The following is a 16,722-nucleotide window of genomic DNA, read 5'->3' on the forward strand; positions in this document are numbered from 1 at the left end:
ACCTTATAAATTATTTATAGACGAAATGCAGTATTGTGTTAGTTACTCTATCATATAACACTTCTAAAGTATATGCTTTCCCATTTTTCCATATTTGCATATAATACATTATCGCTCTTGTTCCTTGAGGGTCTGGTTTTGCAATACCGTTTTTAATACATTCTATTAGTGTACTTACTGGAACATATCTCCCTGTCTGTTGCATTCTTGCAGCAGTAGTCGCTGTAAAATTAACTCCCTTATTAAGGGCATTATAATATCCCACTGCGGATAATATCCACTTAGGTAATTTTAGTGCCACAGCAGAATTTGCAATAAGAAAGTCATTTACAATTGATGCAATTGTTGGACCAGCAAACCATCCTATAACTGCTCCACCGGCTGTTACTCCAACTCGAATTGCCCAATATTTCGCTCCTGAATAATATCCAAGTTTTTTTGCTACATAACTACCAAAAAACCATCCTGCTACAGCCCCAATTGTAGCACATATAGCTTGAATCGCTAAATGTCCATCTGGATCCGAAAAATTTATAGGATTATTATCACAATAAACATACATATTATGTGGCAACAATTTTCCTGTATTACCAAATAATCCATCCGCATTAATAAACCTACCCAATTCAGAATTATAATACCTACTCTGCAAATAATATAACCCAGTTTCATCATCATAATAATACCCTCTATACCTCAACGAATTCAGCTTACCAATATTACTATCACTGGTTACTTCATTTCCTGCACCATCCTTAATAGAAAATATCTTTCCCCAGGAATCATAGGTATATGCTGCCTGTAAGTCTCCGGCTTCATTATAAATCTGCGTTACATCTCCACGAGTATTCATCACCACATAATAGTTCTTGACTATTCTGCCTGCCTCTACAGTACGTAAACCTTTTAAAACTCCATTCGCATCATAAAGATAATGAACCTCCGTATCACCTTTCTTCTCATATTGAAGCTGCCCGTCTAAATATTGATAAGTAGTCTTGACACCATTCACAGTCTTTGCAGCTCTTAATCCATCCGCATCATAGGTATAAGAAGCTTCCACACCATTTCCGTTAAGAGTGGTAAGTTCTCTTCCGTTACTCCAAGTCAAGGTATACCCGTTGTAAGTTAAAGGATTTCCAATCTCATCGTATGTGATAGGCTGTCCGTTATAGGCTGTCAGCTTATCCTTCCAGTTATTATCACCATACTCATAAGAAATGGTGTTAACCACTGTGGCACTGCTTAAGTCCTCACTGGTATTATAGGCATATTCCTTGATATTGCTGATGTTTCCTCCCTGGTCATAATTATATACCCTGGTGAGATCCTGCTTCTTATCATCCTCCCGTATTAATTGACTCAACTGATCATAATGATAGATATTAATAACATCATAAGTACCGTCTGCAAGCTCTTCAGAAATTGACTGGATGTTTCCGAGCTTATCATAGTTATACTGATACCCGGTATCACCTACTGTTTCCTGGTATATTTTTGTTGTTTGAAGGCTAATCTGCCCGGGGGTACGTGAAGATGTATAGTACTTATAATTCACACTTAAAGGTTTGGCCGTATTAATATCATACTTTGTCAGCCTGTTCAACCCATCATAAGTATAGGAAACCGTTTTTCCGGAGGGCATTATGAAGGAAGACAGCCGATTGTCCGTAAGATAAGCATATAAGCTTACCAGTGTCTGACTTCCTGCTTTATTAATAAATTTGCTTACATTGCCATTGTCATCATATCCATACTCTGTTAAGTAGGCATTCCGATTGGAAGAGGAAGGTTTGCTTGTATCGGTTACTTCCTGGCGGATTAACCGGTCGCCAAAATCATATTCATAATTATACAACAGATGATTTTGTAAATCCTCCTGCTTTATGATACTACCTGAATTATCAGAATACCAATGATATCTGTCATTTCCATTTACTTTTTCATTTGCAATGTTACCATACGTATCATATTCAAAAGTATTGGAACCACCATTCTTATAATTTACCCCAGTCAGGCTGCCGTTATTATTCTGATAGTTGTATTGTACCAGATTCTGACTTCCCGCATCAACTGATTTCATATTCCCAAAGGTATCATATACAAATTGGTAAGCAAAGTTATTATGTGTTATGGTATCCAACATACCATTTAAATAAGTATAGGTGTTTGATACCGGTGTATCTCCCGCCATTCCCTGAACACTTAACAGATTATCATTGTTTGGATCATAAGTATAATTGGTAGTGTTACCATTTTCATCGGTTACTGTTTGTAAAAGCCCTTTATCTTCATTGTAGGTATAGGCAGTCGTAAACCCGTCCTGATCGCTCTCAGAAGCCTGAAAGTTTCCACTGGCAGTATAAGTATAATCCGACTGAATCTGCATCGTGTTATCTTTATCCGTAATTGTAAACTTAGTTGGATTCCCTCCTGCATAGGAATAGTTATACTGAATTCCTGATTGGGTATTGGAACTTGTTACGTTATGGCTATTATCATAATTATAGCTGGTTGTATTACTGTTATTTGGATTTTCGCCACTGGTTACAGACTTCAGATCATTCTTAGAATAGGTCATGCCCGTTGTCTCAGAAGCATGGTCTGTTACATGGGCCAGGTTACCATTCTCCCAGGTGTATTCAGCGGAATTATCCTTTGTTATGGAAAAATTATCAAAGTACGCAGCATTTGCCTGATTGTCATATCTGGGGTATATGCTAATAGAAACAGGGGTCCTCGTAACACTAACATCACCATCATTCAGATCAATAAAAGAAGCTCCATACTGCCATAATGTAATATCCGGTGTAAATTCAACCGGAGTCTTCCATATATACGTTCCATCACTGTACGTAACTTTAATGGAGATTTTAAATCTTCTGTCTACGATGGACTCTGCTCCCTTTATAAACTCCGGTATGGAATATGCTTTTGCCCAGCCGCTTACAATATAAGCATCTTTTTCTGTTCCGGATACGGCTACTTCCTGACTAAGATACTTGCTCTTATTCTTTTCACCGGAAATCTTATAGCCTACCATTCCCTCTGTGCAATATTTTCTATTGCTTTCAGAATCTGCTATGATTGCCTTGTCTAAATCCACACTCAGGTTACTTGTAGTATACCCATACAGAGGATTGGAATTTTCAAAACTGGAATTCTCCAGAAAATTGTAGGAGTTTGCCACGTTTCCTTCTTCCAACTGAAGTGCATCAAAATATGCATTGCCGTTGGTTCCTTTTTGAAGCAGGTTGACAGAGGTCTTGACGGCATTATCCGGTACTTTAAAAGTAACATTTACCCTGCGCCAGCCATTGTTAATATCCTTATCCGTATCGGATGTGATATAGTCCGAATAAAAGGACTGGCTGGAACCATCTGCAAAATAGCAGTAAACTAAAAGTGCGGCACCATATGTCCCCGGTATTAAAGTTGTTTCTCCTACCGTCCGGATATATCCGGAGAAGGTGTAAGTCTTTCCGGGGACTACCGCAGTGTTCGTTAACATCTGGCGCAATCTGACATTACTGCCCGTAGTGGCAGAAGCTACTCCTATTTTAAGGGATTTGCTTCCTGCATAATGATAAAAGGTGGAGTTTGCAATGGTTTCCGTACTGTCGCCGGTTTTGATGGTCTCCCAATTTGCAAGACTTTCTCCGTTATGATTTAACAACAGGTTACTTACATTTGCTCCGATACTGGTATTATCTATAACCCGGTTTGCATTCCTGATATTGGAATTATCACTGTTAACGGTCTCATAATTTGCCAAAGAAGCCCCCAACTGCTGGAAGCCGGTTTTTGCATAAGTAGAAGTCAACCGTCCGAAATTATCAAACTGATATGTTGTAATTACATCGTCTGCATCTCCATAGATGCTGTTCACTCCACTGGAATTTACCTTGGTAGTATTATAATCATTGTAAGTGAATCCCAATTTCTGTCCGTCTGTTCTGGCTCCGGAATCCTTCGCTACAGAAAATTCCTGTATATAAGATACACGCCTTCCCTTTTCTTTGGGAAGATAGGTGTATTCCAATCCGTATCCACTGGAATCAGTTATTTTTGTTAGGATTTTGTCGTCATAAGTAAAGGTCTGGATACTTTCATCCGGTCTTGTAACCTGGGTCAATCGTCCCTGCTCTGTTTTATACTTTGTCATACGACCGGAAGGGTCAGTCATACCTGTAATTTTAAAGTCACTGCTATATGTTATTGTAACGCTTTTACCTGCGCCGTCTGTAACAGAGGTAATAACTCCATCTGTATAATTAACGGTCATGGTATTACCATTTGCATCCTTAATAGAAATCAAGTTACCATCGCTGCCAAAGGACATGACTGCATCTGCACTGTCTGCTATTTCATAGCCCGAACTTAATTTCTTCATGGTAAGTCCAAGTCCGTCTTCATCAACCAGCACAGTTTTTCCATCCAGCGTAACTTTTGCAAAATAGTGTTCCGTTCCATCTTCATCTGTATATACATACGGATAATTCGTATGTGCATCGTCAGTCAGTCCATATTCACTGGAATCTTTCACATATTGCTGTACATTCAACTTCCAGCCAAAACCGCTCACCAGCTTTGTATTATTAAATCTCGGAATTGCAGAATTACTGATATTATAAACCGGATATACGGATATCGGCATCTTCAACCCACTTGTTTGCACACCCTCCTGTTCAAACACCATATTTCCCGTGTAATTATTCACATAAGCAGTTCCAGTGTCTCCTGCATTTAAGCTTGTATAGGAGTAATAATTTTCTAATCCTTTACTATTTCGATAGGTCAATACCAGCATAGGGTATGCGCTTGTATTCTGATTGTCTTCCATGTAATAGCTGGCATTAATTCCAACCTCTGTATTACTTCCGGAATCCTTTTCAGCCTGAATCATAATTCCAAAATTCGTGCTGTCACTGCTGTCACTGTCATACCATGCCTTGGCAGCCTTTGTAATATCAAAATATTTTTCTACTGTTTTCCCTTTATCCTTTGTGCTGATATAGTTATAATCTACCTCATTGGAATCCGTATTTGGCTTTGTATTCCAGGTCACTTTACTGACATCCCAGTTCTCCGTAATCCGGTAAGCATTTACCGGCATATCCGGGATGGTAGTCGTATAAGAACTTAACTTATATTGCTTCAGATCCAGATAAGCAGAATTAACAATATCTCCTTCATTTAATTCCGGTAACTGAATCTTCATCAGTGTGCGGCAGGCATCATAGGCATAGGTATCAACTCCTACCAGCGTGCTTCCATAGGTGCTGTAATTTGAAGCCGGTGTTCTCGATGCAATAAAAGTTGAATCTATAACCCCATTTTTCTGATTACTGATAATAGGATCAATTGTTACCGGATACTTTGTTTCTTTTCCATTTATCCAATTGCTGTCAGCGGTGATTTTAAGCTGATATTCGCCTGCTGTATTGGTCAACGTATAAGTTACAGCATTGGATATCCTGTTATTAGCATCATACATATAAGGTGCCGGTATCACGTAAACTACTTCGCCTGTAGCCGTATCGTAAGCTGTAATTTCATTGTTTTTCAACTTAAGTTCCAGATTCTTTGCATCGATATGAAAAATATATTCATATGTATTTTGCTCTTTGTTGACTATGATGTTTTCCTTAAGTCCGGAACCTGTTACCTTATATTCAATATCCGTTGCGGTGTTATCAGTAATACCGTCATACAAAACAGTATCACTGACTGCTTCCGGAACCTGAATATCCTCGTAATCTGCTATTTTACTGTCTGTATTATTTACTGATAAATCATTATTCTGCTCTTTTACAACCCCTTCCAGGTTTTCAGAAGATTTTTCCTTTGTATCCAGATTAAATTCTAATACATGATTGTCCTTTTCCATTCTAACCAGACTATCTTCTTCTGTATTGGCGGCAATTTTTACGGAAGATTCTCCTGCTCCATTGGTATAGCCTGTGAAATCGTCACCATTTTGTGCCTTTTCCAAAGTCAAGGTGTTATCAATATCCTTCCAGGCTCCGTCCTCATAATAATGAACCGGCTCTGAATACACTACAGCCTGAATTGTATGGTCGCTCATAAGAAATTGTTTTATATATTCTGATCTTTCACTCTCTATTTCCCCAAGAACTTCAGGTGGTGCTGCATTCTGCTCACCTATACTCGAATTTTCATCTGTAATTTCTTCCAAACCTGCAGTATTATCCACATTATCGGATGTACCTGTGCTTTCTTTCGCATATGCCTCCATGGGCAGTACTCCTATAAGTAGCGCTGTTATTAGCACCCAAGCACAGAACTTTCTCAAATCCCTTTTTTTCATCTTTGGCTCCCATCTGCGTGCTTTAGCACGCATACAAAATCAGGGGGAGTGAAAGATTTATATTTCACTCTTTCCCTCTTCTGTCTTATTTATTTTTCTCTATATCAAGCCCTACAAGGGCAAGACAAGTTTATAGGAAAAATTAGATATTTACATTAGAGGTTTGATGGATACCTAGATAGGTCCTGACATATTTACAAATCCCTTCCAGTTTCCAGGAGTAATAAAAATGGCTCTGTACAGATGGTACAGAGCCATTTTTGTTCTAATATTTTCTTTTTACACAATCCCCATTACATAAATCTGACAAGGATTCCATTCATCCCATAAGGTCGGGAAACATTCAAATTCTTTGAATCCTAATCCTTTATAGAATTGAATCGTTCTGTCGTACTCGTCATAATGACCTTCTTGCACTGTCTTCACCTGTATAAAGGAATATCCATGTTCTTTTGCATAGGCATAGAACGCCTCAAATAACTTCCTGCCATAGCCGTTTTGATGTACTGCTTTTAATACACCCATTACATATACTTCAGCCGTATGCTTACTGGTTTCCTTTAAAACAATGAACCCTTTTGCTGAATCCTCTTCTATTACCGCCCAAAAAGGCAATTCTTTACTATGTTTAATATACTCCGCGGTGCTATCCGGTAATCCGAACCATTCCGGTAAATCTGATAAGATTGCAGCAGCGATAAATTCCTTTTGCTCTTTCTCTTCGATAAAACGAACCATCCACTTTCTCCTTACTATATATGATTTATCATCTGAAACTGGTTCTTAAAGCTGACTGATAAAGTTCTTTTTCTGCAATTCGTAATCAATGGCTGTCTGCCATTCATTTAGCTGGTTCTTCCAGGCATTCTCTCTTGTGCTTATTCTTTGAAAACCCAGTTTCTCATAAACATGCTGTGCCCGTTTATTGTCAGCATTCGTATCCAGTACGATTTTGTCATATCCATATTCCGTAAAAAGTGTATGAATCAGCATGGATAGCAACCTTTTTCCATATCCCTTTTCCTGTCTTGAAATATCGCAGATCTTAATACCTATTTCAGCAGTACCATTTCCCAGGCTCCGGTAATTCATTTCACCGATCGGTAAGGCATCCGCTTCCATCATCAAAAGCCTGTCTGCATCACTGCTTCTTTTCCTTATTACTTGGCATACTTCCTCCCCGGTAATTCCCAAGCCATTCGGAAAACCAGCATGAGCCATAACCCTGCCGTCATTCCACCACTGTCTGAGAAGGGAAGCATCCTCCACCTTTGCGTCTCTGATTAATAAGTTGTCGTTATGTATTCGCATTTTATTTTCCCGACTTTATTGATAAATTATAGTTTGTCTTTCGTAACAATATTCCGTCACGGAGGTTTATAAAAAGCTTAACACAACTTCTTTCCTGCATAAAAGGAAACTTTAATTATAATAAAAGATTACATTCAAACCCTAACTTACTAAAAGATATATAATACTTAGCCCACTTCAACAGCCTGTACAACCTCCACACCGTTGATTATCATATTATAAAGCGACATTACATGAACAAGATTACCGTTATGAACACCTAAATCATAGGTTTCCACTAAATCCATGGGGACTATAATCCTTGTCTTTCGGTTTTCTTTGTTGAACCAGGTCTTAAGACTTACTGCAAACTGCTGTATACAGATGTCGGTGCAATCTCCCACTATAATAAAGTTATTGATTTTATCATGACTTAACAGCCATTTCTGAAATTCTTCCTCCAAAAATCCATTCGTAGAATTCTTGCGTATTAACTGGTATCCGCCTGCCTGCTTTAGTTCCTCCGCTATTTCTTCTTCACTGGTTCCAGCGAGGCAGTGGGGAGGGTAGGATTCAAACTCCGGTGAGGCCATCGTATGGCTGTCAGCAAATGCCAGAATAGGGATACCGGCTTGAATGCATGCCTTTTGAAGCTTCAGCACAGCCGGAAGTATCTCTTCCACTCTGGAGCTCTTTAAGGCGCCTTCCCTGATAAATCCGTTAATAAGATCTACCATAATTAATACTGTCTTGTCTTTCTGCAATTTTTGTAGGGAAATGCTTTTTAGAGAATGAAGCATCTCATAAATCTCTTCTAAGGTCTTACTGCTCTCGCTGATAAAATTTTCTTTACTTGTTCGAAACATATTAATCACTCCTTTCAATGTTAATCCCATTTAAATACTTAGAAATACAGAATCTAGTAAAACAACTTTTTATTATTCTAACTCCTTTATATATATTCGTCCATCATATTTGAAACTCTTTTAATAATTGAAACTCTTTCACTGCTAAAGCCATAGATGCGGCTACCTCTTTTCATTACCGGTACCATGCATTTTCCATGAGAAAACACATCTACACTCCAGTACTACTCCTCTTTCTTCGTCATATCCCTAATATAAAAAGCTACTTGATATGGAAATAATTCCTCTGCATTTTTCAGCTCACAGCCTAATATCTTCTTTATATTCTGAATACGATAATTAACGGTATTTCTATGGGTGAAGGTATCTTCTGCCACTCCTATAAGACTGCGATCATTCTTGATATAACTCCTAAGAGTTTCTACATATACCGAATTGTGGACTTTATCGTATTCCTCCAGGGTGCCTAGTATCTCCCCTGCATAGCTGTTAAGGATATCGGTATCTTCTACGGAAAAGAGAAGCTTAAAAAATCCCATTTCTTCAAATTGAATAATCTGCCTGCCGGTTCCCATAGACATCTTCATGGCTGTTCTGGCTTTCTTGTAGCTTGCGGATAAATTCTCTATATGGGATACTCTTGGTCCGATACCAAGATAGAAACGATGTTCTTTGGCAAAGTAGGAAAAGCTTTGCAGTATTAGCCCCGGCAGCTCTGCAAAGACTTTTTCCCTGCTGTTATTTAATATCAGCACGATATAATCCTCCATACGGATAAGACCATAAGAAGTATTAATTTTGTCATTTCCTTTCCAGAGCCCGAAGAGATTCTCCAGTTTAATAACCGACTGGTTATAATTAAATTCATCCTCCATCGTCTTCTTCACATAGACGCAAAAGGCTTGATAGGTTCCTTCCATATCGTAACGCTCACCTAATACCTGCCTGACATCTGCTTCCTTCCAACGTCCCTGTATTGCTTCACGAAAGGCATTGCTGATTTTCTTTTCAAATTGTTTCTGGTCAATTATTCTCATGCAGTAATCCTGAATAAGCTCTGTAATAGATATCTCCCAGGGCATCTCCAGTAAAGGAAAGTTATGCTCTTCACACCAAAGTATGACCTCTTCCGGTATTTCCTTTAAGTACATTCCGGTATTGATAATAATACCTGCGCAATCATCCTTTGCCATCCCCTGAACCACTTTCAATAACCAGCCGGGGCTGGCTGCTTTCATACCGGTTGTAATCCCAAGCTCTTCTCCGTGGAACCTGGATACAATGGTTTCGTCTTCTAACATATGAACCCAGCTGACAACGGTATCCATTCCTGCCTTGCCTGCTGCAATTTTCAATTTAAACTGAACTTTCGTTTCTTCATACATTTCCCAAAAACGTACCGCCATACGAATTCCTCCCCTTTACCATGATGTTTTGATATTTATTACTTTTTTACGTTGACTCAGCAAATTAATAAGAACATATGTTTTGTTCTTTCAGTACTAAATATTGTCTCTAGATTCAGACTAGCAGATTATATACAAAAAGTCAATTAAACTATATAATATAAACATAGTAAGGAATGAAACAACGAACGTAAGAAAGAAAAAGGAGGATTCGAATATGTATATCGGCAGCACAAATTTATATTTAAATTTATCAGAATATGACACCAAAGCTCCCGCCAGCTGGATTACCTCCGAGAAGTATGATAATTGTGAAAACTTTTATCAGCATCTGGTGGTTAAGCAGAACAAGCACAGATTATTTCATAAAAAAAGTAACTCCATGAGAGTCAACTAATCTTCGATTACAGGAACAAAAACATAGAATTACGCCATCACACTAAAAGAGGGTCCCTTAACGGCAACCCTCTTTTTTATTGTATCAATATATATTAAAATAATTTTAAGATTATTAAATTAATCCTTAAAGTTTTATCTAATAACAAGAGATTTGGCTATCTTATCTGAATTTTCATTTATTAATTCATTTTTATAAATTGCAAAATCTATAAATGTTTTATTATCATTTGTGAAAAAATAATGCAATTCATTTGGTATACTATTTTCATTTTTTATCTGTCCTGCTGCTGATTGTTCATAAGCAATATTTACTCTAGCCAATTTATAATCTTTCATCTCTACCTCATTTATTGGTTCTACACTATATGCATGTAGCCCTAGCCAGTTTTTAATTATTGAAGAAGTAGACGAACAATAAGTGCAATCAATATTAACTGTTATAGATGCGACTTTTATACCATTTATAAAATACCATGTTTCATATTCATTATTTTTTTCACTACCCAATTTTTAGGAATTGTAATTGAATAATATTTTGTTGTAATTTTATTTAGATTTTTATCCTTTGAATTATTTATAATAAATAATAGACTAAAAAAAACAATAATAAGAATTGTCATAATAAATAAATATTTTCTTTTCATATTTCTCCTTTAAACACTTAGTTTTATTATTACAGCTAATCAACTTGAAATAAAGATGAATTAATAAAAGTTTATGCTAAAACCAATGCCCCCTTAGAGAAAAGAGGCTCAAAATAATTAACAATAATTTTGAGCCTACTTAAATTAATTATATTACATTATCTAATAAACTATGGTATATAAACTGTCTTTACCTCACCATTAGGTGAATAACTAGATTCTTTATAATAATAATTTAAAATGTAGTAGTATGTATATCCTTGTTGTGCTAGATATTGTGAACCCCATTGTAACAATCTCCCTGTTCCTTGACTTCCGGCAGTTCCAGATGTTCCTGCCCCATATTCAGGAAAGAACAATTTATTATCTTTATTAACCAAATAATATTTTGCCATACTATCTATCATATTGTTCGTATTTGTTGCTTCTGTCTCAGGGACATAGAACTGTGTATATTGAGTAACATCGTATCCACCACTTGATGATACGGGTGAAATTGTTCTATACCAACCTACACCCTTTATACAATATATCCCAGTTCTCAAAGATTCATTACTCCACGAATTATACCATTCATTATTTATAGTATTTTTAACATAATAATCGAAGCCTATTTCTACAGCTGCTCCTGTCCCTGTTCTATTCATTAAGCATGTTATACTCCAAGGAACTGAGTAATTAGTATATGTTCCTAAATTAGGTGTATCTGAATAAGAATTTGGCTGTACCAATGATTCTTCGTTCTGTCTAACATTATCTGTATTGATTATATTAAATCCTTGAGAAATTGCTTCATTTTGAGCATTTGTCAAATAGCCATGGCTTGCATTTTCTATTACGTTTAATGCTGCTATTTTTTTATTATAATTAATATCATCCTTTTTTATTACAGGTAATATGGATTTGGTAGCAAGATCATATGATGGTCTATTAAATTGGACTATTTTCATCTCACCATTTTCTTGTGCTAGCGCTATAATAAAATAGTTTAATCCATTATAAAAATATTTATTTTCTTTACTCACTTTACAATCAATTCCAACAATAAAAGATTGAATATTATTATTACTTAATAATATAGGATATTCTCTCGTTAATAAATCTGACTTTGACAAATCTCCAGACAGCCTTATAATACTATCTAAGTTTGCTGTTTTAACTTGCTTAATACCATTTGTATATGAATCATCAGCAAAATATTGTATATAATAGCTTTGTTCTTCTAAAGACATTAAATTGGTAAACATACCCCAATTTTGTGTGCTAACAGCATTTACCATTTCCTTAATAACATTTTCAGAATCAGAATAACTTCGTAAACTGTTTGATTCATCTGGTGAATTTGCAAACACTACTACATTTCCAAACATAAATAGAATTAAAATAACTGCTACTACATTTTTTAATAAACTAATTTTTTTAAACATATATTTCCCTCTCTTTCTATAGTTTATATTAATACTATAGCAATAGTCACTTTCTGTCAATACAATTGTAAAATTTAGTAATAATATACTATATTAGAGAAATCATGTTTATCCAAATAATAATACGTTTATAAAAAGCCTTAAACTCAATTAAATCTCACTTTGCTGAGTTCATCACCTTGCCCATCTGGCTCATCACCATCTCATAATATCTTCCCTTTTGCTCCATCAGTCTCTCATGACTTCCGGCTTCTAATATCCTGCCTTCTCCGATAACCATAATACGGTCTGCGTCACGGATGGTTGAGAGACGATGTGCAACAAGAAAGCTGGTCCGGTTAACCATCAGACCGGTTAATGCCCTTTGGATTTCCTTTTCGGTCTTTGTATCTACGCTGCTGGTTGCTTCATCCAGAATCAGAATAGGACTATCACAAAGAACTGCTCTGGCGATAGCTATCAGCTGCCTCTGGCCCTGACTTAAATTATCTGCGGAGGAGCTGACTTCAGTATCATAGCCTTCCGGCAATTTATAAATAAAATCATGAGCGTGTGCCATCTTTGCAGCACTTATAACTTCCTCTTTGCTTGCATCGGTTCTTGCATACCGGATATTATCATAGATCGTACCGCTAAAGAGACAGGTATCCTGTAAAACGACAGAAAAGCATCTTCTTAAAGCCTCCCGTTTCATATCTGTTACCGGTACATTATCTATGGTGACTTCTCCCGTATCCGCATCATAAAATCTTGTAAGCAGATTGACTATCGTTGTCTTTCCGGCGCCGGTTTCACCTACCAAGGCAATGGTCTCACCGGCTTTTACCTGAAAGCTTACCCCCTTTAGAATAGGCGTCTTCTTATCATAAGAGAAACTCACTTCCTTAAAAGCCACCTCACCTTTTGGCACTTCCATCTCGGCTGCATTTTCCTTATCCGGCTTTTCCTCTTCATAATCCAGAATTTCGAATACGCGCTCAGCTCCTGCTAGGGCAGATTGTATGGTATTAAACATGCCTGCTATGGAGTTAAGCGGTTGGGCAAATTGCTTGGAGTAGCTTAAAAAACTTACAACTGTTCCGATGGCAAGTCCATAGCCTACAGATAAAATACCTCCTACGATAGCAACCACAGCAAATATCAAATTATTGATAACATTCATCAGGGGCATCATGTAGCCGGACCATACCTGTGCCTTATAGCTGCTGTTATAAAGCTTTCCGTTGACTTCCTTAAAATGCCCGATTATATCCTCCTGCTTATGAAAGGCCTTTACCATTTTCATACCCAGGATATTTTCTTCAATAATTCCATTCAGCGCACCCAGGCTGACCTGCTGGGCTTTAAAGAAAGCACGGCTTTTCCTGGCTATGGTTCTTGTCAGTAATGCTACAAGCGGAATACATAAAAGAACTACCAGGGTTAAGGGTATATTCATCCATATCATTACTGCCAGTGTTCCCGTAAGAGTGATAATACTGGCAAGGAGCTGTGTTGTCGTCTGTGCTATGGTTGAGCTGATATTGTCCACATCGTTTGTGATTCGGCTCATGGTATCACCATGGGAGCGGGTATCATAAAAAGACAGAGGAAGCCGCTGCATTTTGGAAAAGAATTCACTCCGCAAGGTATACACAAGCTTTTGGGATACTTTTAGAATAAGCAAGCCATTTATTAGGTTTGCTAACCAGCCTATCAGATATAGAGCCAGTATAATCGCCAGCAATGTTAATAATCTATCCTTATCAACAGATCTATTCGTAATCGAAAAGGTATTAAAGGTTTTACCCACATAATAAGGAGTGAGAATGGATACAACTGAAGTAACTACCGTAAGTGCCATGGCAACAAAGATAGTCTTGGCCCAGCGTATGTAAATCTTTACAATGCGAAGCAGTGTTCCTTTCGCATTCTTGGGCTTAGCTCCCGGTGCGAAACGGTTCCCGCCACCGCCGCCGGGTCTATGCCCCATAGACGGCACTTTCGATTGCTGCGTTTGATATTGTTCTGCCATTCTTAAGCCTCCTTGCTGCTTTCAATCTGAGTTTCGTAGATGTCACGGTATACCTGGCAGGACTTTATAAGTTCTGCATGGGTTCCAAAGCCAACACCTATGCCATTTTCCATAACCAGTACCTTATCAGCTGTCATTGCCGTACCACAGCGCTGGGTAATAATGATTACTGTTTGATCCTCTTTGCGTTCTTTTAAGTTACGCAGTACTCTGGCCTCTGTTATAGCATCCAGCGCACTGGTGGCATCATCTAATAGCAGAACGGAGGATTTCTTTAAAAGTCCTCTGGCAATTGAAATTCTCTGCTTCTGTCCCCCGGAAAAGTTTACTCCGCCGCTTCCTAAACTGCTCTCGAATCCTTCCGGCATCTGGGTGATAAACTCAGCCTCCGCTTGTTCTGCCGCAAGTGATATCTCCTCTGCTGTGGCATTCTTATTCCCCCAGATGATATTTTCCTTTACCGTTCCGGAGAACAGGGTGGGTTTTTGGGGAACGATTGCTATTTCGTTGCGAATTTCATCTACTCCTAGATTTTTTAGATTAATACCATTAATTAAGATATTTCCCTCTCCAGTGTCATAAAATCGAAGCAAAAGCCAAGCAATAGTAGACTTTCCGCTGCCGGTAGGTCCTATAATAGCAAGACTTTCACCTTTCTTAACCGTAAAGGATAAGTTCTTCACTGCCGGTACCCCGCTGCCTCCCGGATAGGCAAAGGTCACATTATGAAAGACAATATCTCCGGACAACTCCTCTTTCATACCGCTCTTTTTAAAGTCTTCATCACACTCAAATATTTCCCGGATTCTAATAGTGGAAGCTTTGGTTCGCACAAACATATTAAACACATTGGTAATCATCAGAAGAGAAGAAAGAATCTGCGCCATATAGATCGTAAAAGCTGTAATGTCTCCGGCATTGGCCATATTCAATGTAAAAAGTCTGCTGCCGATGTATATCACCGCTACCGTTCCAAAACCTACAAAAAGTGATAGAAGCGGAGAAATCACTGTGATTACAAGCAGTGAGGACACTCCCTTCTGCATTAAGTTTTGATTGGCTTCCTCAAACTCTCTGGTTTCTTTGTCATATGTACCAAAGGCTTTTACCAAACGTATTCCCAGCAAATATTCCTGTACCCTGGTATTAATCCGGTCCATAGCCTTTTGTAATTGGTAAAATCTCTGATAACTTAACTTCATACTGATCGTAATTAAGATAGCCACCACTGCTACTACACTATAAATAATAATACTTAACCGAAGGTTCAGCATACTGGCAAGTATAATACTTCCAATACAGGTAATGGGGGCTTTTAGGAATATACGCATAATTCCGTTTACAAATTGTACAATCTGGGAGGTATCATTAGTCATTCGGGTTATCAAAGATCCGCTCTCAATCTTATCCACACTCTCCTCTGAGAAGGACATAATCTTCGTAAACAGATCCGTCCGCAGGTCAGCACCCATTCTTTGGGAAACAAAGCTTGCAAGATTATTTCTGGTGACGGCAAAAACAGCTCCTATGAGTGTTACAAGTAGCATTCGAAATCCCCAGTAGTAGACCTTATCAAGGGAACCGCTTTCAATGCCGTTATTAATAATATGAGACATCAGGGTTGGTCCCAGCAAATCACAGACAGCTTCTAAGGTAACACAGCAAATTGCAATCAGAAAAGGAATTTTATATCGGTTAAAGTATCTACTGTATAGTTTCATCTTTTATCCGTTCTCCTTGCATACTATATTTTAATTCCCAGCTAACGTTCAGTTTCTTTACCAGTTCTGCCAGAGTTTCCTGTTCCTCTTTCTTTAACACTTCAAAGAGTTCTTCGGTGCCAGGTACTACTCTCTGTTCGATTTCCTTAAGCTCTTCAAAGCCCTCTTCTGTAATATGGAGCTTTGTCATCCGCTTATCAGCTTCGTCCTTTACCCGGTATAAAAGACCTCTTCGTTCCAGTTTATTAATAATCTCACTGATGGAACCGGATTGGATTCCTAACATATCTTGCAGCTCCTTCTGGCTTAGTTCTTCTTTTTCCGCTAATATTCTAAGAATCTTTCCCTGTCCGTGCCGCCCTCCGAACTTATGATAAAGAAAACGTCCGCATTTGCGCAGTTCTGCCAGTAATTCTTCCCTGCCCTCTTGCTCCGTATCACCACAGACTTTACTGAGGCTGCATTCTTTCTTATTGTCCATTATTCATCTCCTATATTGGATTTATGATATGTATTCAGGATAATGCCCTCTTACTCATATGTCGTATAATTGCTTTCACTTCATCCGTTAAGTCATGTACTTTTATAATATCTAGGTACCTTGATATTATAGTATTGCTAAAT

The 16,722-nt window shown here is 37.8% G+C and carries 11 protein-coding genes; 1 reads left to right on the forward strand and 10 read right to left on the reverse strand.

The window, feature by feature from the left end; all coding sequences use genetic code 11:
• Positions 1 to 10: 10 nt before the first annotated feature.
• From bsdcttw_RS19045 to bsdcttw_RS19065, 5 genes are all read right to left on the reverse strand, one after another.
• Positions 11 to 6,331, reverse strand: coding sequence for an RHS repeat-associated core domain-containing protein (locus bsdcttw_RS19045; protein WP_185256396.1), 6,321 nt, complete (start codon positions 6,329 to 6,331; stop codon positions 11 to 13).
• A gap of 279 nt (positions 6,332 to 6,610) precedes the next feature.
• Positions 6,611 to 7,069, reverse strand: coding sequence for a GNAT family N-acetyltransferase (locus bsdcttw_RS19050; protein WP_185256397.1), 459 nt, complete (start codon positions 7,067 to 7,069; stop codon positions 6,611 to 6,613).
• Positions 7,070 to 7,114: 45 nt separating this feature from the next.
• Positions 7,115 to 7,642, reverse strand: coding sequence for a GNAT family N-acetyltransferase (locus bsdcttw_RS19055; RefSeq protein WP_185256398.1), 528 nt, complete (start codon positions 7,640 to 7,642; stop codon positions 7,115 to 7,117).
• Between the two features lie 167 nt (positions 7,643 to 7,809).
• Positions 7,810 to 8,487, reverse strand: coding sequence for a cysteine hydrolase family protein (locus bsdcttw_RS19060; protein ID WP_185256399.1), 678 nt, complete (start codon positions 8,485 to 8,487; stop codon positions 7,810 to 7,812).
• A gap of 224 nt (positions 8,488 to 8,711) precedes the next feature.
• Entirely contained in the window at positions 8,712 to 9,893 is a 1,182-nt protein-coding gene (locus tag bsdcttw_RS19065) for a PucR family transcriptional regulator (RefSeq protein ID WP_185256400.1), read from the reverse strand.
• 217 nt (positions 9,894 to 10,110) lie between these two features.
• On the opposite strand from bsdcttw_RS19065, the gene bsdcttw_RS19070 reads away from it, so the two are divergent.
• Positions 10,111 to 10,290, forward strand: a complete 180-nt coding sequence (locus bsdcttw_RS19070; protein ID WP_185256401.1) for a hypothetical protein — start codon at positions 10,111 to 10,113, stop codon at positions 10,288 to 10,290.
• A gap of 134 nt (positions 10,291 to 10,424) precedes the next feature.
• On the opposite strand, the gene bsdcttw_RS24930 is transcribed toward bsdcttw_RS19070, so the two are convergent.
• The 5 genes from bsdcttw_RS24930 to bsdcttw_RS19095 form a co-directional block, all read right to left on the reverse strand.
• On the reverse strand, positions 10,425 to 10,628 hold the full coding sequence (locus bsdcttw_RS24930; protein WP_207726434.1) for a hypothetical protein: 204 nt from the start codon (positions 10,626 to 10,628) through the stop codon (positions 10,425 to 10,427).
• 478 nt (positions 10,629 to 11,106) lie between these two features.
• Positions 11,107 to 12,363, reverse strand: a complete 1,257-nt coding sequence (locus bsdcttw_RS19080) for a hypothetical protein (RefSeq protein ID WP_185256403.1) — start codon at positions 12,361 to 12,363, stop codon at positions 11,107 to 11,109.
• A 157-nt stretch (positions 12,364 to 12,520) separates the two neighbouring features.
• Positions 12,521 to 14,377 carry an ABC transporter ATP-binding protein gene (locus tag bsdcttw_RS19085; protein WP_185256404.1) on the reverse strand — a complete coding sequence of 619 codons (1,857 nt, stop codon included), beginning with the start codon at positions 14,375 to 14,377 and terminating at the stop codon, positions 12,521 to 12,523.
• Between the two features lie 2 nt (positions 14,378 to 14,379).
• Positions 14,380 to 16,098 (reverse strand): ABC transporter ATP-binding protein, encoded by a 1,719-nt coding sequence (locus tag bsdcttw_RS19090; RefSeq protein ID WP_185256405.1) that lies wholly within the window; start codon positions 16,096 to 16,098, stop codon positions 14,380 to 14,382.
• Entirely contained in the window at positions 16,082 to 16,579 is a 498-nt protein-coding gene (locus bsdcttw_RS19095; protein ID WP_185256406.1) for a MarR family winged helix-turn-helix transcriptional regulator, read from the reverse strand. Before bsdcttw_RS19095 ends, bsdcttw_RS19090 begins: the two co-directional genes overlap by 17 nt.
• Positions 16,580 to 16,722 lie beyond the last annotated feature (143 nt).

The organism is Anaerocolumna chitinilytica (genome assembly GCF_014218355.1).
Taxonomy (GTDB): Bacteria; Bacillota; Clostridia; order Lachnospirales; family Lachnospiraceae; genus Anaerocolumna; species Anaerocolumna chitinilytica.